The 20,770-nt window shown below is 40.5% G+C and carries 17 protein-coding genes and 1 pseudogene; 14 read left to right on the top strand and 4 right to left on the bottom strand.

Going from position 1 to position 20,770, the window contains the following annotated elements:
* Together BXY_RS00435 and BXY_RS00430 are read right to left on the bottom strand one after the other, a co-directional pair.
* Positions 1 to 577, bottom strand: a pseudogene (locus BXY_RS00435) (LruC domain-containing protein); the annotation flags it as partial.
* A 347-nt stretch (positions 578 to 924) separates the two neighbouring features.
* Positions 925 to 2,784: an SLC13 family permease gene (locus BXY_RS00430; RefSeq protein ID WP_015530952.1), complete on the bottom strand. Its 1,860-nt coding sequence runs from the start codon at positions 2,782 to 2,784 to the stop codon at positions 925 to 927.
* A 339-nt stretch (positions 2,785 to 3,123) separates the two neighbouring features.
* Between BXY_RS00430 and BXY_RS00425 the strand changes: the two genes are divergently transcribed.
* Positions 3,124 to 4,749, top strand: a complete 1,626-nt coding sequence (locus BXY_RS00425; RefSeq protein ID WP_015530951.1) for a PAS domain-containing sensor histidine kinase — start codon at positions 3,124 to 3,126, stop codon at positions 4,747 to 4,749.
* A gap of 231 nt (positions 4,750 to 4,980) precedes the next feature.
* On the opposite strand, the gene BXY_RS00420 is transcribed toward BXY_RS00425, so the two are convergent.
* Together BXY_RS00420 and BXY_RS00415 are read right to left on the bottom strand one after the other, a co-directional pair.
* Positions 4,981 to 6,126, bottom strand: coding sequence for an iron-containing alcohol dehydrogenase (locus BXY_RS00420; RefSeq protein ID WP_008022874.1), 1,146 nt, complete (start codon positions 6,124 to 6,126; stop codon positions 4,981 to 4,983).
* 79 nt (positions 6,127 to 6,205) lie between these two features.
* A complete protein-coding gene (locus tag BXY_RS00415) occupies positions 6,206 to 6,346 on the bottom strand; it encodes a hypothetical protein (RefSeq protein WP_004300101.1) in 141 nt (46 codons plus the stop codon).
* Between the two features lie 359 nt (positions 6,347 to 6,705).
* Between BXY_RS00415 and trpB the strand changes: the two genes are divergently transcribed.
* The 13 genes from trpB to BXY_RS00350 all read left to right on the top strand — a co-directional run bounded on the left by trpB (position 6,706) and on the right by BXY_RS00350 (position 20,542).
* Positions 6,706 to 7,893, top strand: coding sequence for a tryptophan synthase subunit beta (gene trpB / locus BXY_RS00410; RefSeq protein ID WP_007752215.1), 1,188 nt, complete (start codon positions 6,706 to 6,708; stop codon positions 7,891 to 7,893).
* Positions 7,894 to 7,941: 48 nt separating this feature from the next.
* Positions 7,942 to 9,348, top strand: coding sequence for an anthranilate synthase component I family protein (locus tag BXY_RS00405; RefSeq protein WP_015530950.1), 1,407 nt, complete (start codon positions 7,942 to 7,944; stop codon positions 9,346 to 9,348).
* Positions 9,349 to 9,481: 133 nt separating this feature from the next.
* Positions 9,482 to 10,048, top strand: a complete 567-nt coding sequence (locus tag BXY_RS00400; RefSeq protein ID WP_008770619.1) for an anthranilate synthase component II — start codon at positions 9,482 to 9,484, stop codon at positions 10,046 to 10,048.
* Positions 10,049 to 10,052: 4 nt separating this feature from the next.
* On the top strand, positions 10,053 to 11,048 hold the full coding sequence (gene trpD, locus BXY_RS00395; RefSeq protein WP_004316609.1) for an anthranilate phosphoribosyltransferase: 996 nt from the start codon (positions 10,053 to 10,055) through the stop codon (positions 11,046 to 11,048).
* Between the two features lie 51 nt (positions 11,049 to 11,099).
* Positions 11,100 to 11,882 carry an indole-3-glycerol phosphate synthase TrpC gene (trpC, locus tag BXY_RS00390; protein ID WP_004316611.1) on the top strand — a complete coding sequence of 261 codons (783 nt, stop codon included), beginning with the start codon at positions 11,100 to 11,102 and terminating at the stop codon, positions 11,880 to 11,882.
* Between the two features lie 26 nt (positions 11,883 to 11,908).
* On the top strand, positions 11,909 to 12,538 hold the full coding sequence (locus BXY_RS00385; protein ID WP_015530949.1) for a phosphoribosylanthranilate isomerase: 630 nt from the start codon (positions 11,909 to 11,911) through the stop codon (positions 12,536 to 12,538).
* Between the two features lie 12 nt (positions 12,539 to 12,550).
* On the top strand, positions 12,551 to 13,321 hold the full coding sequence (gene trpA / locus BXY_RS00380; RefSeq protein WP_004316614.1) for a tryptophan synthase subunit alpha: 771 nt from the start codon (positions 12,551 to 12,553) through the stop codon (positions 13,319 to 13,321).
* A gap of 221 nt (positions 13,322 to 13,542) precedes the next feature.
* Positions 13,543 to 14,583: an asparaginase gene (locus BXY_RS00375; RefSeq protein WP_015530948.1), complete on the top strand. Its 1,041-nt coding sequence runs from the start codon at positions 13,543 to 13,545 to the stop codon at positions 14,581 to 14,583.
* Between the two features lie 241 nt (positions 14,584 to 14,824).
* On the top strand, positions 14,825 to 17,209 hold the full coding sequence (locus tag BXY_RS00370) for an LruC domain-containing protein (protein ID WP_008640638.1): 2,385 nt from the start codon (positions 14,825 to 14,827) through the stop codon (positions 17,207 to 17,209).
* 234 nt (positions 17,210 to 17,443) lie between these two features.
* On the top strand, positions 17,444 to 17,809 hold the full coding sequence (locus BXY_RS00365) for a response regulator (RefSeq protein ID WP_004300114.1): 366 nt from the start codon (positions 17,444 to 17,446) through the stop codon (positions 17,807 to 17,809).
* A 17-nt stretch (positions 17,810 to 17,826) separates the two neighbouring features.
* Positions 17,827 to 18,984 carry a sugar transferase gene (locus BXY_RS00360; RefSeq protein ID WP_008022882.1) on the top strand — a complete coding sequence of 386 codons (1,158 nt, stop codon included), beginning with the start codon at positions 17,827 to 17,829 and terminating at the stop codon, positions 18,982 to 18,984.
* 11 nt (positions 18,985 to 18,995) lie between these two features.
* Positions 18,996 to 19,943: a glycosyltransferase family 2 protein gene (locus BXY_RS00355; RefSeq protein ID WP_004316626.1), complete on the top strand. Its 948-nt coding sequence runs from the start codon at positions 18,996 to 18,998 to the stop codon at positions 19,941 to 19,943.
* Complete coding sequence (locus BXY_RS00350; RefSeq protein WP_008640640.1) at positions 19,895 to 20,542, top strand: acyltransferase; 648 nt, start codon at positions 19,895 to 19,897, stop codon at positions 20,540 to 20,542. The genes BXY_RS00355 and BXY_RS00350 overlap by 49 nt, the downstream gene beginning before the upstream one ends.
* Positions 20,543 to 20,770 lie beyond the last annotated feature (228 nt).

Raw genomic sequence — 20,770 nt, 5'->3', positions numbered from 1 at the left:
CCCCTAAATCCCAGCCAGCCTGAACGACAGTAGCAGTTACCTTTTTAGCACTAACAAAATCAGCAGTATAAGGAGCCTCCATAACTGGTATACTAGTCGCCACAGCTCGTGACATAGAACGTGTTGGTGTACCTTTGTCTCCAAAATGCGCTGTCACTGTGCCGTTTTCAATCGCTGCCGGTTGAACCAGATAGCGTTTGTGCTCATCTATGCGTGCAACAAACACCTTATCAAGCGCTGTTGCACAATCCATCACCACATTCAAAGTCGTACTTTGATTGACAGTTCCTTCCGCTAAGAGTTTTGCTGTACTTCCCGGACTTAATGGATCGGCATCAAATATTTGTATCTTATAATCTACTCCCTGATCTCCATTAACTGACACACACGCTATCACACTTCGTGACACTGTCCAATCACCATCAAGATCGATGTTTTTTACAGGAAAAGTTTCTTCGTAAATTTGCTTCAGTTGATCTGCATCAAACAGGTTTTTCTCATTATCAACACAACTGATAAAACTGATGGAAGACGCCAACAACGAGAAAGTGAATACTTTTGCAATGTTCTGTTTCATAATCTTTTAATGCTTTAGTTTGTTTTATTTGCGAAAAACATAAATCACTACTAATCAATAACCAGCAATGACGCACAAAGATAATTGTATTTATAAACATTATACAAATTACATTGCATTTTCCGATTTGCAGTTAACATCTTTTAAAGCGCCTCACTCTAATTATTTATATTAGAAGACAGTTAGTTATATCGTTGAATATTAAAATTTTAATACTATTTATTCAATAGTATACAGCAAAAAAAGAGTTGCATGGAAATATGCAACTCTTCATAAAAAGACAAAGATTCAGCGCTACAAATCTCTATTTCTTTCATCTCCCCCACTGACAAGATAAAAATCAAAGACTAAAAGGGGAAAATCAATGGCAATACAAAAATCATCACGATTCCCATAATAATCTGCAATGGCAATCCTACTTTTACATAATCCATAAAGGTATATTGTCCGGCAGGCATCACCAAGGCATTAGGCGGCGTAGAGAACGGAGAAGCAAAACACATACTTGCACCTACCGTCACGGCAAACAGGAAAGGAACCGGACTGACTCCAATCTGTATGGCACTTTGCAAAGCAATCGGAGCAAGCAAAACAGCGGTAGCCGTATTACTAATAAACATCGTCATCAACGAAGTCGTAAAATAAATACCTGCCATCAATGCAATCGGTCCGTATGATCCCAAACCGTTCACCAATGTATTGGAAATATATTCCGAAGCTCCCGTTTTCTCCAATGCCAGAGACATAGGGAGCATGGCAGCAATCAATACAATACTTTCCCAGTTGATCGTTTTATAAGCCGCTTCCACATTGCGGAAACATCCCGTAAGCACCATCAATATACCCGCTATCATAACGGCTGTAACCGGAGCTACCGGAATGAAATCAAAAACCATCATTGCCACCATTAACACCATAATAGCAGCTGCTACCGGAGCTTTATAATCTAACGTAACTTTAGCCGCTTCCGCCAAAGGTTGCCCCAAAACAACCCAATCAGCATCTTCCTTGCTAAGACGGGCTATATTATTCCATGTTCCTTGCACCAAAAGCACGTCACCACTATGAATACGCTCATTCCCCAAATCTTGCAATAAATATTCCTTTTTACGACGAACCCCTAATACGTTCACATTAAACTTATCACGGAAACCAGCTTCTTTAATTGTCTGGTTTATCAAATTAGAAGATGGCATCAATACTATTTCAGCAATACCGATATCATAAAAATCAAGCGAATTAGCCGTACTTTTTGTTTCTTCCGTTGCATGATCGTCCAAGATCTCCAGCAAGTAATCTTCCGCAAAGAGTTGCACCTTATCAAAGTCTCCAGTCACATACAAAATATCCTCTACTTCTAACATCGTGTCCGGTGCAGCAAACTTTTGAGTAATCGTTTTCAGAAAACGATGTTGCGATGCATCACCACGACGAACTTCCATAATATTCAGACCATATTTACGACGAATATCCAAATCGATTATTGTCTTCCCCAAAAGCCGTGAATCTTTTATCACCTGTAAACGAAACAAATTACTGGAAAGTCCATATTCATTAACCAACTGTTTCAATGACTTGCCCGAACGTTTATTATCATCTTTCTGGCCTTTTTTAGAAAGAAACCATTTACTAAGCGGCATCAGAACCAGTGTACCGACAATTACACAGACAATGCCGACAGGCAGGAAAGAGAAGAAAGAAAGCGGCTCAAGTCCGGCGGAAGTCAACGTATTCTGTATCACAAGGTTCGGCGGAGTACCAATCAGAGTCATCATACCTCCCATACTACTTGCAAAAGCCAACGGCATCAACAGCCTGCTGGGATTCATGCCGGCACTCATCGCCAGACTAACAACAATAGGAAGCATCAATGCCACCGTACCTGTGTTACTGACAAACGCGCCAATGACAGAAGTCACCAACATCACCAATAGAAACAACCGGATCTCACTGGTTCCCGCAAGTTTAAGAATTCGGGAACTAATCATTTTTGCCAGTCCCGTCTGGAAAATAGCCCCTCCTACTACAAACAATCCGATCATCATAATGACTACCGAATTGGAAAAACCGGAGAGTGCCTCGTCAGGAGTTAATATCTGAAAAACAAGTAAGGCTATCAGCGCACATAGTGCCACAATATCCGAACGAACCTTGCCATTCACGAAAAAGACAGCCGAAAGAACGAGAATAATAATGGTTATTAGCATACGTAATTAAATGATTGTTTTATTTTGACTCTATCAAAACTAATTTAGGTGAACAAAAATAGAAAATACTCCAGCGTTATTAAAACAAATTAGAAATGATTTTAGTTCATGAGACATCATTTAATATTTTAATACATTTTACCTCTAAAAAAAAGATTCAACATCACTCTAAATATCATACTATATAGGAATTATAAGATACCATACACCCACATTCTACACATTATATTTTATTACATCCTCACAATGTAACATTGAAAAATAATAGATTTATGTATTATCTTTTTGATAGTTAAAGAACAATTCATATCTTTACACCCTATTTATATCAAACATTTTATGGCAAACAATATTTTGTTAATTTTCTGGATTGGTGAAGTACCTTGGGGTTATAATTATTTACTGGTAATTATTTTACTCCTTATCATCAGCATTTTATTATATAGAATCCACAAATTACACAAAACGATTAAAAAGACCAATCATTCCTATCGTTTTTCTTTTGATATTCTCGACAACCTTCCTTTTCCGATCTTCGTAAAAGACATTGCAAATGATTTCCGATACTATTACTGGAATAAAGAATCAGCCGTTCAATCCGGTATCAGTAGTGAAGAAGCCATCGGACATACTGACTACGAAATATACGGAGAAGAAAGAGGAGAAAAATACCGAAATATCGACAAAGAACTCGTACAAGAAGGCAAAGTATACCGCAAAGAAGAAAAATATATCACTCCCGATGGAATCACCCATGATACGATTGCTGTAAAATCAATTATTTCATGGGAAGGGGAAAAAAGATGGCTACTGGCAACCCGATGGGAGATCACTCAACTCAAGAATTATGAAAGAGAATTGGTTGCAGCCAAAGAAGAACTAGAAAAAGCATTGAAGAAGCAGAAACTAGCTCTAAAAAGTATTGACTTCGGGCTTATCTATATTGATAAAAATTACCGGGTGCAATGGGAAGAAACAAGACAAATCGCCAGCCTGGTAAAAGGAAGACGATACATACCAGGAAAAATTTGCTATCAGACCAGTGCACTTCGTAATGAACCATGTGGACAATGTGCTTTCAAGAAAGCAATCGAACAAGGCAAAATAATCCGACATACAATCAGAGTAGACAATGTAGATTTTGAAGTGACCGCAACTCCCGTTTTTGGCGACGAAAAAGAAACTGAAATTATTGGCGGATTACTTCGTTTTGAAAACATCACAGAAAAACTAAAAATGAACAGAATGTTGCAAGAGGCAAAGGAAAAAGCCGAAGAATCCAATCGACTGAAATCTGCCTTTCTAGCTAATATGAGCCATGAAATACGAACCCCACTAAACGCAATTGTAGGATTTTCCGAAATGGTTTGCCAGACAGAAGAGGAAGAAGAGAAACAGGAGTTCGTGAAAATAATCTCCAGCAACAATATCTTATTATTGCAACTGATAGACGATATTCTGGATCTTTCCAAAATCGAAGCCGGTACTATGGAATTCACATTTGCGCAAACTGACATTAATGAACTGATGGAAGGTATTTGCAGACAAATGCAAGAAAAAAACTCTTCACCGGACGTACAAATCGTATTCACAGAGAGAGCAAATCAATGTATTATTAATACAGACCGCATACGCTTATCACAGGTTATCATCAACTTTACAAACAATGCCTTAAAGTTCACTTCCAAGGGTTCTATCGAAATGGGATACCGGATTGAAGAAGCAAGTGATGAAATATACTTTTATGTAAAAGATACAGGTATCGGAATTCCTGCTGACAAAATAGACAAGGTGTTCGAACGTTTCGTCAAACTGAATTCGTTTATTAAAGGAACAGGTCTCGGATTAGCCATCTGCCGTGTCATAGTAGAGCGGCTGGGAGGAGTTATCGGAGCGGAATCTAAAGAAGGAGAAGGTTCTTGTTTCTGGTTCAAAATTCCAAGAACAGAGAATATTGAGAAATAGTAAACAGAATACCGAAAAGCCTTGGATTTATAAAATCACTCTTTTTGCTGTTACTGATTATGAAGTATACCCTGTAAGATAATAATACTGCCCCGCTACTTTACATTATTACCACTACTAATGAAATGTACCCCAAAAGTTTTATATCCAACTTTTAGGGTACACATTTTATTTAGCAAGAAGGATTTTTCGGAAACCTTCTTATTCTATAAACTTCATGTAAGAGTGTGCCTAAAGTGCAGTCTCTAATATTCTACGAGCAACAGCACCTGTTACATTTCCATTCTCACCATATTTAGCACCACGTTCATTGAAGCGGCGTTCGATTTCCAGAATAGTTTCCTGTCCGATGTTCTCTTCATGCAAACGTGTAGTCAGTCCCAGTGAACGGAAAAATTCTTCGGTACGGCAAATTGCTTCATCAATCCGCTCTTCTCTCGTACCGGAAGTAATTCCCCAAACTCTTTCACCATACTGCAAAAGCTTATCCCCTTTTTCTTCATGAAGCACTTGCAACGTGGCAGGAAGAACAATGGCTAACGTATGGCCATGTGTCAATCCGTGCAAAGCAGTAATTTCATGCCCGATCATGTGAGTAGCCCAGTCTTGAGACACTCCCATAGCAATAAATCCATTCAATGCCATTGTAGCCGAAAGCATAAAATCAGCCATCAGTTGATAATCATGCTGGTTTTCACGAATTTTCGGAGCAATCTCCACCAGAGTTTGCAGAATACCTTCTGCCCAACGGTCCATAACGCGACTCTGTCCGGAAGTAGTCATATATTGCTCCATCACATGAACATAGGTATCAGCCAATCCACAAGCTACCTGATGAGGTGGCAAGGTAAAAGTTACTTCCGGATCAAGAATAGAGAAGATTGGATAGTTGGCATAAAAAGGATATTTCTCTTTCGTTTCGCGACGGGAAATAACTGCTCCGTTATTCATTTCCGAACCGGTAGCAGGCAAAGTCAATACAGTGGAAAGAGGTACAGTATGAGTTACCGGGCGTCCGGCAAGTACTAAATCCCAGGCATCACCATCATACAGGATTCCTGCGGAAATCAATTTCGTACCGTCAATAACAGAACCGCCGCCAACAGCCAGCAAATAATCCACTTTCTCTTCTTTTCCCAAAGCAATCGCTTTACGGAGAGTTTCGATGGCAGGATTGGGTTCGATTCCCCAAAATTCTACCGTAAAATGGTCCTTCAATGCTTCCTTTACCTGATCGTACACTCCGTTTTTCTTCACGCTTCCGCCGCCAAAAGTAATCATAATACGTTTGTCGGACGGTATTTCTTTAGCCAGCCGGGCAATCATCCCTTTTCCCATGATTAGTTTCACAGGATTTTGAAAAATAAAATTTTCCATATCTTAGTCTATTGTTATTATTTTGGTTATTAGTCACTATCCTTGCAAAGATACATGATTTATCCGAAGCCTGTCAGAATCAAGCAAAGAATTGTTGTGCCACGGAAGGAACCATAGCCGACAACCAGGGTTTCATATCCTCTGCTACCAATAACCAATACAATAATAATATAATGAAAATGGCAATAGCGATACCTACTAAAACTTTTCTCTGTTTCATAATTGTTTTTGTTTAAATATTCAATATTTATAAGAACAGTTCAGGTTGAAAATTGTTCTATATCAGAAAAATGAAGGCAAAAGAGAAAAAAAGTCATATTTTGTTTGCTGTTTCAAACAAAGTGTCTATATTTGCCCCCATAAAATTACAAAAGACAATGAGAACAATGTTAGTAAATACATATTGGTGGTGGCGCCCGTTACAACTCCGACAGTCGTAAGGGAGCAGTGCTCGTATGTATATACCTCATTAAAGATATAACAAATTTGAAAGAGCCCTGTCGCAACCTGCGACAGGGCTCTTTTTATTTACCCGTTTCAAAACAGATTCAATAATAACATAAAAATACAGATAGGATTATGAAAAGTTTTTTAGTTGACCAGGATGGCTATTACGGAGAATTCGGCGGTGCTTACGTACCGGAAATCCTCCACAAATGTGTTGAGGAACTAACGAATAAGTACCTCGAAGTGATTGAAAGCGAAGATTTTAAGAAGGAGTTCGACCAGTTGCTACGTGACTACGTAGGACGTCCCTCCCCACTCTATCTGGCCAAACGCCTTTCTGAAAAGTACGGTTGCAAGTTGTATCTGAAGCGGGAAGACCTGAATCATACAGGTGCTCACAAAATCAACAACACCATCGGACAAATCTTACTGGCACGCCGCATGGGAAAGAAGCGTATCATCGCCGAAACCGGAGCCGGACAACATGGAGTAGCAACAGCTACCGTCTGTGCATTGATGGATATGGAATGTATCGTTTATATGGGAAAGACGGACGTAGAACGCCAGCACATCAATGTAGAGAAAATGAAAATGTTGGGAGCCACCGTTATCCCCGTTACTTCCGGCAACATGACTCTGAAAGATGCAACCAACGAAGCGATCCGCGACTGGTGCTGTCATCCTGCCGACACTTATTATATCATCGGATCTACCGTAGGTCCTCATCCCTACCCTGACATGGTAGCACGTCTGCAATCTGTTATCAGCGAAGAAATCAAAAAGCAACTGCAAGAAAAAGAAGGACGTGATTATCCGGATTATCTGATAGCCTGCGTGGGAGGAGGAAGTAATGCTGCCGGAACGATTTATCATTATATCAACGACGAACGGGTAGGCATTATCCTGGCGGAAGCGGGAGGTAAAGGAATAGAGACCGGAATGACCGCCGCTACCATCCAACTCGGCAAAATGGGAATTATCCACGGAGCACGTACCTATGTCATCCAAAACGAGGACGGACAGATAGAGGAACCATACTCCATTTCCGCCGGACTGGATTATCCGGGCATTGGTCCGATACACGCTAACCTTGCCGCCCAAAGCCGTGCCAACGTATTGGCAATCAACGACGACGAAGCGATAGAAGCTGCCTACGAACTAACCAAACTCGAAGGTATTATCCCTGCATTGGAATCCGCCCATGCATTAGGAGCTTTGAAAAAATTGAAGTTCAAGCCGGAAGATATCGTTGTATTGACTGTTTCGGGACGAGGAGACAAAGATATTGAAACCTATTTGTCGTTTAACGAACAGCTATAAATAATTAGTCAACCATCATTCGCAATCAATAATCAAGCAATTATAGAAATGAAAACATTTAATTATACTACCCATAGCAAACAAGTGCTCGGAGATATGCATACTCCCGTCAGCATTTATCTGAAAGTGCGCGACATGTATCCTCAATCCGCATTAATGGAAAGTTCCGATTATCATGCCGGAGAAAATTCCCTGTCATTTATAGCCCTTTGTCCCTTGGCAAGCATCGGTGTAAACGGTGGCATTGCCACTGCCAATTATCCCGATAATAGCCGTACGGAAGAACCGCTGACAAAAACATTCAATGTAGAAAAGGCCATGAACCGGTTTATCAATCAGTTCCAGGTGACCGGAGATAATAAGAATGTATGCGGACTTTACGGATATACGACGTTTAATGCCGTGAAGTACTTCGAGCATATCCCGGTGAAAGAAAGTCATGATGAGCAAAACGATGCTCCGGATTTACTATACATATTATATAAGTATGTCATTGTTTTCAATCATTTCAAAAATGAGCTGACATTAGTTGAAATGTTGTCCGAAGGAGAAGAAAGCGGTTTGCCGGAACTGGAAGCAGCCATCGAAAACCGGAATTATGCTTCCTACAATTTCTCTGTAACAGGCCCCGTAACCAGCCCCATCACCGACGAAGAGCACAAAGCAAATGTGCGCAAAGGAATCGCACACTGTATGCGCGGAGATGTTTTCCAAATCGTGCTTTCCAGAAGATTTATCCAACCATACGCCGGAGATGATTTCAAAGTTTATCGCGCACTCCGCAGCATCAATCCTTCTCCTTATCTTTTCTACTTCGACTTCGGAGGATATCGTATCTTTGGTTCTTCGCCGGAAACACATTGCAAAATCGAAAACGGCCGTGCCTACATTGATCCGATTGCCGGAACCACCCGTCGCACGGGAGACACAGTAAAAGACCGCGAATTGACAGAGGCTTTACTGGCCGACCCTAAAGAAAATGCAGAGCATGTCATGCTGGTTGATCTTGCAAGAAACGATCTTTCACGTAATTGCCATGACGTACGTGTGGTATTCTATAAGGAACCGCAATATTATAGTCATGTTATTCATTTGGTAAGCCGTGTCAGCGGTATGCTGAATGAAGGCGCCAACAAAATAAAAACGTTTATTGACACATTCCCGGCCGGTACGTTAAGCGGTGCCCCCAAAGTACGCGCTATGCAGTTAATCAGTGAAATCGAGCCACATAATCGTGGAGCCTACGGTGGTTGTATCGGTTTTATCGGATTGAATGGCGAATTAAACCAAGCAATCACCATCCGTACTTTTGTAAGCCGCAACAACGAACTCTGGTTCCAGGCCGGAGGAGGTATCGTAGCACGCAGCCAAGATGAATACGAACTGCAAGAGGTGAACAATAAACTGGGAGCACTGAAAAAAGCAATTGATTTAGCTGTCAAATTAAAAAATTAACCGTCCCAAATAGTCAGCCTAAAAAATAATTGCTGTTCCCTGAAAAAAGATTCCCGTTGCCTAAACGCTTCTATTTCTTTAGGCAGAAAAGCAGAGATAGTATTTGAACAACCATTTTACAATGACAATAAAAATGAAAATATTACTTTTAGATAACTACGACTCTTTCACTTATAACCTGCTGCATGTAGTGAAAGAATTAGGGGCTACAGATATAGAAGTAGTCCGCAACGACCAGATAGAGCTTGATGAAGTAGATCGTTTTGATAAAATCATCCTGTCTCCCGGACCGGGCATACCCGAAGAAGCCGGCTTGTTACTACCTATTATTAAGAGATACGCTCCGACCAAAAGCATTCTAGGGGTTTGCCTGGGTCATCAGGCTATCGGCGAAGCCTTCGGAGCACGTCTGGAAAATCTCAAAGAAGTATATCATGGCGTACAAACTCCGGTAAGTATCATTCGTCAGGACCTGCTTTTTGAAGGATTAGGAAAAGAAATCCCTGTTGGAAGATATCATTCCTGGGTAGTCAGCCGGGAAGGCTTTCCGGACTGTCTGGAAATAACAGCAGAAAGCCAGGAGGGACAAATCATGGCAATCCGCCATAAAACGTATAATGTACATGGTATTCAGTTCCATCCCGAATCAGTATTAACCCCGCAAGGAAAAGAAATTATCAAAAACTTCTTAAACGATTAAACTTATGAAACAGATTCTATACAAACTTTTCGAACATCAATATTTGGGACGCGATGAAGCACGCACCATTCTACAGAACATCGCACAAGGGAAATATAACGATGTGCAAGTGGCCTCACTCATCACCGTCTTTCTGATGCGTAATATTTCCGTAGAGGAATTATGCGGTTTCCGTGACGCACTGTTGGAAATGCGTATTCCGGTCGATTTGAGTGATTTCGCTCCGATTGATATCGTAGGAACCGGAGGTGACGGAAAAAATACATTCAATATTTCTACAGCTTCCTGCTTCACAGTTGCCGGAGCCGGCTTCCCGGTTGTGAAACATGGTAACTATGGAGCAACGTCGGTCAGTGGTGCCAGTAATGTAATGGAGCAACACGGTGTAAAATTCACCAGTGATGTAGACCAACTGCGTCGCAGCATGGAAAAATGCAATCTTGCTTATCTACATGCCCCTTTATTCAATCCGGCATTAAAAGCAGTAGCTCCGGTTCGTAAAGGATTGGCAGTGCGCACTTTCTTCAATATGCTAGGTCCATTGGTAAATCCGGTATTACCTGCTTACCAATTGTTAGGAGTTTACAATCTACCGTTACTTCGCCTTTACACCTATACTTATCAGGAAAGCAAGACGAAATTTGCCGTTGTTCATAGCCTTGACGGATATGATGAGATTTCTCTGACCAATGAGTTTAAAGTGGCAACCAGCGATCATGAAAAGATTTACACTCCCGAAAGCCTCGGCTTCTCCCGTTATAAGGATATTGATCTGGATGGCGGACAAACACCGGAAGATGCAGCTAAGATTTTCGATCATATCATGAATAATACAGCTACGGAAGCTCAAAAAAATGTAGTGATAGTCAACTCCGCTTTCGCTATCCATGTGATTCGTCCGGAAAAGACAATTGAAGAATGTATTGCTCTTGCCAAAGAATCATTGGAAAGCGGACGTGCATTAGCAACACTAAAAAAATTCATCGAATTGAATAGTTAATTTGATTTACGATTAGCAAGTCTGATTATAAATATAAAAACAAACGAACTGATGAAAGATATATTATCCGAGATTATAGCAAACAAACGATTTGAAGTTGACCTGCAAAAGCAGGCTATTTCTATCGAACAATTACAGGAAGGTATCAGCGAATCTCCGACTCCCCGCTCTATGAAGCAGGCATTAGCCTCTTCCGCATCAGGTATTATCGCCGAGTTCAAGCGGCGCTCTCCTTCCAAAGGATGGATACAAGAAGAAGCGCGTCCGGAAGAGATCGTTCCCTCCTATGCAGCGGCAGGTGCCTCCGCCCTTTCCATCCTTACTGATGAGAAGTTTTTCGGAGGAAGCCTGAAAGATATCCGCGCCGCACGCCCTTTGGTGGAAATTCCCATCCTTAGAAAGGACTTCATCATTGACGAATACCAGCTTTACCAAGCTAAAATTGTCGGTGCAGATGCCGTACTTCTTATCGCAGCCGCACTGGAACCGGAAAAGTGCAATGAACTGGCAGAGAAAGCTCATGAATTAGGTATGGAGGTCCTACTAGAGATTCATAGTTCCGAAGAACTGGCGTACATCAACAAAGGAATAGATATGGTAGGTATCAACAACCGTAATCTGGGTACTTTCTTCACCGATGTAGAAAACTCTTTCCGCCTGGCCGGACAACTTCCTCAAGATTCGGTACTGGTATCTGAAAGCGGCATCTCCGATCCGGAAATAGTTAAACGCCTCCGGGCAGCCGGATTCCGGGGATTCCTGATCGGCGAAACATTTATGAAAACACAGCGACCGGGAGAAACTTTACAGAATTTCCTGCAAGCCATTCAATAAACTAATTATTCAAAACGGACAGCCCTATGATTAACGGAAAAATTATCAAAGTATGCGGTATGCGAGAAGCTGAAAACATACAGGACGTAGAGGCTATCGAAGGCATAGATATGCTGGGATTCATCTTTTATCCTAAATCTCCCCGATGTGTCTACGAGCTTCCGGCTTACCTGCCCACTCATGCCCGGCGTGTCGGCGTCTTTGTCAATGAAGATAAGCAAGTGGTCAGCATGTATGCTGATCGTTTCGGACTGAATGATGTGCAACTCCACGGAAATGAATCGCCGGAATACTGCCGGTCCTTACATTCTACCGGATTGAAAATCATCAAGGCCTTTTCCGTAGACCGCCCCAAAGACTTGAAAAAGGTGTATGACTACGAAAAAGTCTGTGATCTTTTTCTGTTCGATACCAAATGCGAGCAATATGGTGGTTCGGGAAATCAATTTGATTGGAGCATATTACACACATATAACAGAGATGTACCTTTCCTTTTGAGCGGAGGTATCAACTCATACAGTGCCAATGCCCTGAAAGAATTCAAGCATCCCCGGCTTGCCGGATATGATCTCAACAGCCGTTTTGAAACCAAACCGGGAGAAAAAGATCCGGAGCGTATCCGGACATTTTTAAACGAATTAAAATCATCACTTTAAAATTCCAACGTCATGAATAGAATTAATCAACTTTTCAATAGCAACAAGAAAGACATACTTTCTATTTATTTTTGTGCCGGCACCCCCACTTTAGATGGTACTGCCAATGTAATCCGCACACTCGAAAAACATGGAGTAAGCATGATTGAAATCGGTATTCCTTTCAGTGATCCGATGGCAGACGGCATTGTTATCCAGAATGCCGCTACCCAAGCATTGCGCAACGGCATGTCTTTAAAACTTCTTTTTGAACAATTGCGGGATATTCGCAAGGACGTAAAAATACCACTTGTATTCATGGGGTACTTAAATCCAATCATGCAATTCGGATTTGAAAACTTCTGCCGTAAATGCGTGGAATGCGGTATTGATGGTGTTATCATCCCCGATCTCCCTTTCCGTGATTATCAAGAACATTATCGTATCATTGCAGAGCGCTACAACATCAAAGTGATTATGCTCATCACACCGGAGACCAGCGAAGAACGGGTACGCGAAATAGATACACATACCGACGGATTCATTTACATGGTTTCATCAGCAGCAACTACCGGAGCACAACAGAATTTCAACGAACAAAAACAGGCATACTTCAAGAAAATAAAAGATATGCATCTGAACAATCCGTTGATGATAGGATTTGGCATCTCCAATAAAGCGACGTTCCAGGCAGCTTGCGAACACGCTTCCGGAGCTATCATCGGCAGTAAGTTCGTTACTCTGCTCGAAGAAGAAAAAGACCCGGAAAAAGCCATCCTTAAATTAAAAGAAGCGGTGAAATGATTTATGATTTATAATTTATGAATTATGATTTATGCGAATCAGCAGTTGAATCCAGGGCATTGGTAATTCTAATAAATTAATCAAGTGTGAGGGATGTGAGGGAGGTTCACATGAATGATAAATCTACAAAATCATTCGAAAACTCATAAATCATAATTCATAAATCATAAATCACTATTTTTTCCTATCTTTGCCAGCGTTTTAACAGTAATTCAACAATTATGAGAGCAGAAACCCCTTCCGTTTTGTTAATTTACACGGGTGGAACTATCGGAATGATAGAGAATCCGGAAACAGGTGCTTTAGAAAACTTCAACTTCGATCATTTGCTTAAGCATGTACCCGAACTAAAAAGATTCAACTACCGCATCTCTTCCTACCAATTTGATCCCCCTCTCGACTCTTCGGATATGGAACCTGCTTACTGGGCAAAGCTAGTAAAGATTATCAATTACAATTATGATTATTTTGATGGTTTTGTCATCCTTCACGGAACAGATACGATGGCTTACACAGCCTCTGCATTAAGCTTTATGCTCGAAAACTTAAGCAAGCCCGTCATTCTCACCGGTTCCCAGTTACCAATCGGAACTTTGCGCACAGACGGAAAAGAAAATCTCATCACAGCCATTGAAATCGCAGCAGCCAAAAACCCGGATGGTACGGCCATTGTTCCTGAAGTTTGTATTTTCTTTGAAAATCATTTGATGCGTGGCAACCGTACTACCAAAATTAATGCGGAGAATTTTAACGCTTTTCGCTCTTTCAATTATCCACCCTTGGCACGGGTAGGCATCCACATCAAATATGAACCTAATCTCATCCGGAAACCGGACCCGACAAAACCATTAAAGCCGCATTATCTATTTGACACTAATGTAGTTATTTTGACCCTCTTCCCTGGTATCCAAGAGAGTATCGTAACTTCTCTGCTTCATGTTCCCGGATTGAAGGCAGTTGTCATGAAAACCTTCGGTTCAGGAAATGCCCCGCAAAAGAAATGGTTCATCCGCCAACTAAAGGAAGCTACCGATCGCGGAATTATCATTGTCAACATCACACAGTGTGCCTCCGGAGCAGTAGAGATGGGACGTTATGAAACAGGAATGCACCTTTTGGAAGCAGGTGTAATCAGCGGATATGACAGCACTCCCGAATGTGCCATAACAAAGCTCATGTTTTTATTGGGACATGGATTACCCAACAAGGATATCCGATATAAAATGAACTCCTGCTTAATAGGAGAAATTACTAAGTCTTAAATTAAATACACTTAATATAATCCTTTGATTTTCATTTTAAGCAGTCTTATAAAAGTGAAAATCAAGGGATTTCTCTTCATCATCACCGAGACTTCATCAAACCTAAACGAGCCAAAGAAGAACCAAAACGGAAGTATAGTTGTTTTCACCCTATAAAATAACAGAAAAAACATTTCCAATAAAAGATATGCAGTTATTTTTGTGATGGATTTGGTTACAAACAATCAAGCAATAATACATTATGATGAAGAAAACAGTTCAATTTGTGCCCATTATTGCAATAGCAATAGCAGGTACTATGTTTAGTTGTGTGGACTCCGGAAAGGATCTCTATGATCCGTCTTATGAAACACCTAACCCGATGGGAGACGGCTTTGCTGCTCCCGATGATATCGATTGGAACATGATAACCACAAAAAATGTTTCAGTCGAAGTGAAAGATGAAGAAGGAGGGCAATTTGCTTATTTAATTGAAATATATGCAGAAGATCCTTTGACTAACGAAAATGCTTCCGTACTCGCTACAAGGACAGCTAACAAAGAAAACAACTTTAAATTTACAGCTGCTGTCAGCCTGCTCCCCACTCAAAAGGGTATTTACGTGAAACAAACCGACCCAAGAGGACGTGAACAGGTATATCAGTTCGATGTGCCGGAAAACAGCGATAATATTACCTGTAAGCTCTATTATGCAGAATCTGCAGCACAGAATAGAGCATTAATGAGTCGTGGTGTCGCTACAAGAAGTCTCGCATTTGAAAAGCCGGATTATTCTTCCATACCATCTGACGCTAAAGAAGTTACAGAAATGACAGGAACGACTTTACTGCGTAATGCTAATTACAAAATCACCTCTGACTATAATGGTATATTCAAATTTGACGGATATGACGGTGATATTGCAACCAGAGTTTATGTAGATGCCCAATGGACTATTCCTGCAACTTTCCAATTCCAGAACGGAATTGAAATCATTGTGATGAACAATGCAAAAATTAATGCATCAGGAACCATGACGTTCATCAGAAACTCCATGCTGACTATCATGGAAAAAGGAGAAGTAAACGCAGACGATGTATCATTCACCAATGGAGCGCCTGCTGCATTAAGAAACTGGGGGACACTGGCTGTGACAAACACCATGACTCTACATTCCGGTGCAACGCTCTACAACAAAGGAACCATATCAAGCAAAAATATCTCGATCAACTCTAACACAAAAATTGTGAATGACAATAAGATCGAGCTGGAAGATGAATTAAATCTGCCAGCTAATTTCTCATTGGAAAATAACGGAGAGATTTATGGAGAGAAATTAATTGCAAATTCTAATGCTGTTGCTACCAATAACAACATCATGAGATTTACAACCATCAGCCTCATCAATACAACATTCAACAATGCTTGCAGCCTGGAAGCCACAACTTCTTTCTATGCAAACGGAGCAACATTCAACTTTACCCAAGGATATTTAAAAGCTCCTACGATGGAGTTTGTTAATGGGACAGTCAACTTGAGCAATGGTTCTATGCTGGATGCAACTACAAGTATTTACATGAATACGGCTCATGCTAAATTTTACGGAAAAGGCGAAAATACTTCTATGATAAAATCTCCGGTTATAACCGGACAAGGTTTTACGTATGACGGAAATTTAGTTATTGAATGTGATAATCATGTTGAAAAAAGCCCACATTGGAACAACTTCCATGTACAAAATGGCGCATACTTCACTAAAATGGGAGAATCCAAAGTCGTGATAGATGTCTGCACGGGTACTAAGAATAATGGAAATGAAGGAGAAGAACCAGAAGATCCTAAATTCCCGATCATCATGGATGATACTCGTAATTACGCTTATCTATTTGAAGACCAGTGGCCTTTATATGGAGATTACGATATGAACGACCTTGTTTTGATTATCAAAGAAAGAAAGATTTCCATCAACAAGGATAATAAGGCAGAAGAGTTCACGCTAAGTCTTGATTTATCGGCTGCCGGAGCTACGAAGAGCATCGGAGCTGCTATCATGCTGGACGGTGTTCCTGCCAGTGCTATCACACAACCGGTGGTGTTCAGTGATAACTCTCTTGCTAAAAACTTTAATGTGAATAGTAATAAGATTGAGAACGGCCAGGACTATGCTGTTATCCCATTATTTGACGATGCTCACAACGCATTGGGAAGAGACCGTTACGAACAGATTAATACCATTAAAGATCATTCTGCCAATACGAATCCTAAAAATATCAGTTTCACAATCAAGTTCAGCAACCCTATTTCTGTGGATGAGCTTAATATCAACAAACTGAATGTGTTCATCTTCGTAGAAGGAAACAGAAACCAACGTAAAGAGATCCATATCGTCGGTTACCAACCCACTAAGTTAGCAAATACCGACTTGTTCGGAGGCAACAACGACGATAGCTCTACTTCCCGCAAAAGATATTACATCAGTAAAGACAACCTGGCATGGGGAATCATGGTTCCGACAGACTTCAAATGGCCTTTGGAATATGTGAATATCAAATCTGCTTACTCGCTGTTCGAAAGTTGGGTAACAAGTGGCGGTACTAAGAATGAAGAATGGTGGAAAACTTTTGATTCATCAAGAGTCTATAAATAAGCCAAACAGTCAATCATCAACACGGATTTCATGAAAGTTGAAATCCGTGTTTTTTCATCAAGATACTGTTAGTCGCAATTAATAGAAAAAAAACATATATCACGAATTTTACTCTCCAGAATGGAGATTATTCTAAAATAATATCTATATTTGCAGTGTATCACAAATATAATGTGACAACAATCTCAATCAATAAATCAAATAACAAAGCAAGCGATAGAAAGGTCTATTCGTATGAAGAAAAAAATATTACTAGTCGACGATAAATCGACAATCGGAAAAGTGGCCGGTGTGTATCTAGGAAAAGAGTATGATTTTACCTATTTGGAAGATCCCATCAAAGCAATAGAATGGCTTAATGAAGGCAATGTACCTGACCTCATTATTTCAGACATTCGTATGCCTCTTATGATGGGTGATGAATTTTTAAGATACATGAAGAACAATGAATTATTCAAATCAATTCCTATCGTTATGTTATCCAGCGAAGAAAGTACAACGGAAAGAATCAGACTACTGGAAGAGGGAGCAGAAGACTATATCCTGAAACCATTCAACCCATTGGAACTCAAAATCCGAATCAAAAAGATTATTGACTAATACCGGGTCTTCTACACATGCAATATTTTGTTTATATAGGCAGAGATAGCAAAACAATAGAACTACTCTCCCGACTAAGTATTGGGGTATTCTATGCTGCGTCCAATTGTAGCAAAGCTGTCAAAGTATTGGAGAAAATACGCGAAAAATATGACGCAGCCCTATTTTTCGAACAGGTGAACTTATCCCAAGATATTGCAGATATCCAATACATGCGCAAAAAATATCCGGGACTTTATATGATACTCGTCATCGATTCCTTGTCTAAGGAAGAAGCATCCGAATATCTTAAAGCCGGCATTAACAATACAATCAAATATGAAACGAGCCAAGAGGCTTTAAAGGACTTATCGACTTTCCTTAAACGAAGAAAAGATCAGAAAATAAAGGCACTTCAGCTTAAAACACAAAATATTAATGCTTTCCGGTTGCCTTTATGGAAACGAACTTTTGATATATTCTTTTCGGGAATGGCGATATTATGCCTTTCTCCTCTCCTAATATTTACTGCATTAGCTATCCGGTTAGAAAGCAAGGGCCCCATTATCTACAAATCCAAGCGAGTAGGAAGTAACTATCAGATATTCGACTTCCTTAAATTCCGTTCGATGTACACTGATGCCGACAAGCATTTAAAGGATTTCAATGCTCTTAACCAGTATCAACAGGAAGATGAGGATATCTGGGGGGAAGAACTGGAACCGGATATTAATGAAGAAGCCGACGAAGAAGAAATCCTCCTGATATCGGACGATTTCGTAATCTCCGAAGAAGACTACATCAACAAGAAGTCCAAAGAAAAAAGCAATGCTTTCGTTAAGTTGGAAAATGACCCGCGAATAACAAAGATAGGACGCATTATCCGTAAATATAGTATTGACGAATTACCTCAGCTTATTAATATTTTAAAGGGGGATATGTCAATAGTAGGCAACCGTCCTCTCCCACTCTATGAAGCCGAATTGCTGACAAGCGATGAGCACATCGACCGTTTCATGGGTCCGGCCGGATTGACCGGTTTATGGCAGGTAGAGAAAAGAGGTGAAGCCGGTAAACTTTCTGCCGAAGAACGTAAGCAGTTGGATATTACCTATGCAAAGACATTCTCTTTCTGGTTGGATATAAAGATTATTCTGAAAACAGTTACTGCATTCATTCAAAAAGAGAACGTATAATCTCCTTCCAGATGATAGACTCTTATATCTACATAATAGATGACCTGATATTCTTCTGTACAGGGCTTTTGCTGCTATACCTCTTTGTGATGGCCGTAGCTTCACATTGCAAACATATCACTTACCCTAAAGCTCAAAAAGCATATCGTTGCGCCATTCTCGTTCCAGAAGGAAGCCTTCTTCCATATATATATAAAGAAGAATCATATGAGTTTATCACATACAGCGATCTGCATCAGACAATCCACAGTTTAGACCCAGAGCACTACGATCTGGTTCTCTTTCTATCCCATACAGCATCTGCTTTATCTCCGCAATTTCTGGACAAAATATACAATGCATACGATGCTGGTATACAAGCCGTCCAGCTACATACGGTGATAGAAAACCACAAAGGTTTCCGTAATCACTTCTGTGCCATACGTGAAGAAATAAAAAACAGCCTTTGCAGAGCCGGTAATACACAATTCGGACTATCATCCTATTTGCTTGGAACCAACATGGTAATCGATCTGAAATGGCTGCAAAAGAACATGAAAAGTTCCAAAACCAATATTGAGCGAAAGTTATTCCGACAGAATATATACATTGACTACCTACCGGACGTAATTGTTTACTGCCAATCCGCTCCGGTCTGCCCTTATCGGAAACGTATCCGGAAAACGACTTCTTACTTACTCTCTTCCATATTTGAGGGAAACTGGAGTTTCTGCAACCGGATCGTACAACAATTGACACCTTCTCCACTTAAATTATGTATCTTCGTAAGCGTTTGGGCTTCGTTGATAACCGTATACAATTGGACCTTATCATTCGGATGGTGGATCGCACTCTTCGGTCTATTAATCACTTACAGCCTGGCAATCCCTGATTATCTGGTAGAAGACAAAAAGAAGAAAAAACATTCAATATGGAGAAAAAAACACTTAAACAACGAATTAAAGAAAACCCCGGCTTGAAACAGGCTGTGCATCGTTTCATCATGCATCCCGTTAAAACTCGCCCCAACTGGTGGATACGGCTCTTCGATTTCATATACCTGAAACGTGGAAAGGGTTCTGTCATCTACCGGAGTGTCCGCAAAGACCTCCCTCCTTTCAACCGGTTCTTCTTGGGAAAATATTCTGTTGTCGAAGATTTCTCCTGTCTGAACAATGCAGTTGGCGACTTAACAATCGGAGATTATACACGCATCGGATTAAGAAATACAATCATAGGTCCGGTTCATATCGGCAACCACGTCAATCTGGCACAGAATGTAACAGTCACAGGACTCAACCACAATTATCAGGATGCGGAAAAGATGATTGATGAACAAGGAGTCAGCACACTGCCTGTTATCATTGAAGATGATGTATGGGTAGGCGCCAACTCAGTCATTCTACCAGGAGTAACCTTAGGGAAACATTGCGTAGTGGCTGCCGGGAGCGTAGTCAGTCATTCTGTTCCACCTTATTCTATATGCGCCGGATGCCCTGCAAGAATCATAAAAGCATATGATTTCGAGACTAAAGAATGGAAAAAAGTAGAGAAAACACCTGCTACTAACTATAAATAGTGAGAACCACTACATAATATACCTCATAAAGGTGATTGTGACACATACTGAAACGCACTATCTTTGCAGTATCAGAATTGAATTAATTAGTCATAATTTTATTACGTAGCCACATTTAAGTAAAAAATGAAATAGAATCCTGCCGAAGCGATTTCGTCGGGATTTTGTTTTTATTCTCCCCCCTAACTACAAGACCCAATGAAAATATTCGTCGATAGCCCTTATTAT

The organism is Bacteroides xylanisolvens XB1A (assembly GCF_000210075.1).
GTDB lineage: Bacteria > Bacteroidota > Bacteroidia > Bacteroidales > Bacteroidaceae > Bacteroides > Bacteroides xylanisolvens.
The sequence above is the reverse complement of the archived record's forward strand: the minus strand, read 5'-3'. Positions and strand labels throughout refer to the sequence as shown.

Bases quoted from the DNA above. Each gene is read 5' to 3' on its own strand.
- BXY_RS00430 (WP_015530952.1), bottom strand. From the start codon at position 2,784: ATGCTAATAACCATTATTATTCTCGTTCTTTCGGCTGTCTTTTTCGTG.
- BXY_RS00425 (WP_015530951.1), top strand. From the start codon at position 3,124: ATGGCAAACAATATTTTGTTAATTTTCTGGATTGGTGAAGTACCTTGG.
- BXY_RS00420 (WP_008022874.1), bottom strand. From the start codon at position 6,126: ATGGAAAATTTTATTTTTCAAAATCCTGTGAAACTAATCATGGGAAAA.
- BXY_RS00415 (WP_004300101.1), bottom strand. From the start codon at position 6,346: ATGAAACAGAGAAAAGTTTTAGTAGGTATCGCTATTGCCATTTTCATT.
- trpB (WP_007752215.1), top strand. From the start codon at position 6,706: ATGAAAAGTTTTTTAGTTGACCAGGATGGCTATTACGGAGAATTCGGC.
- BXY_RS00405 (WP_015530950.1), top strand. From the start codon at position 7,942: ATGAAAACATTTAATTATACTACCCATAGCAAACAAGTGCTCGGAGAT.
- BXY_RS00400 (WP_008770619.1), top strand. From the start codon at position 9,482: ATGAAAATATTACTTTTAGATAACTACGACTCTTTCACTTATAACCTG.
- trpD (WP_004316609.1), top strand. From the start codon at position 10,053: ATGAAACAGATTCTATACAAACTTTTCGAACATCAATATTTGGGACGC.
- trpC (WP_004316611.1), top strand. From the start codon at position 11,100: ATGAAAGATATATTATCCGAGATTATAGCAAACAAACGATTTGAAGTT.
- BXY_RS00385 (WP_015530949.1), top strand. From the start codon at position 11,909: ATGATTAACGGAAAAATTATCAAAGTATGCGGTATGCGAGAAGCTGAA.
- trpA (WP_004316614.1), top strand. From the start codon at position 12,551: ATGAATAGAATTAATCAACTTTTCAATAGCAACAAGAAAGACATACTT.
- BXY_RS00375 (WP_015530948.1), top strand. From the start codon at position 13,543: ATGAGAGCAGAAACCCCTTCCGTTTTGTTAATTTACACGGGTGGAACT.
- BXY_RS00370 (WP_008640638.1), top strand. From the start codon at position 14,825: ATGATGAAGAAAACAGTTCAATTTGTGCCCATTATTGCAATAGCAATA.
- BXY_RS00365 (WP_004300114.1), top strand. From the start codon at position 17,444: ATGAAGAAAAAAATATTACTAGTCGACGATAAATCGACAATCGGAAAA.
- BXY_RS00360 (WP_008022882.1), top strand. From the start codon at position 17,827: ATGCAATATTTTGTTTATATAGGCAGAGATAGCAAAACAATAGAACTA.
- BXY_RS00355 (WP_004316626.1), top strand. From the start codon at position 18,996: ATGATAGACTCTTATATCTACATAATAGATGACCTGATATTCTTCTGT.
- BXY_RS00350 (WP_008640640.1), top strand. From the start codon at position 19,895: ATGGAGAAAAAAACACTTAAACAACGAATTAAAGAAAACCCCGGCTTG.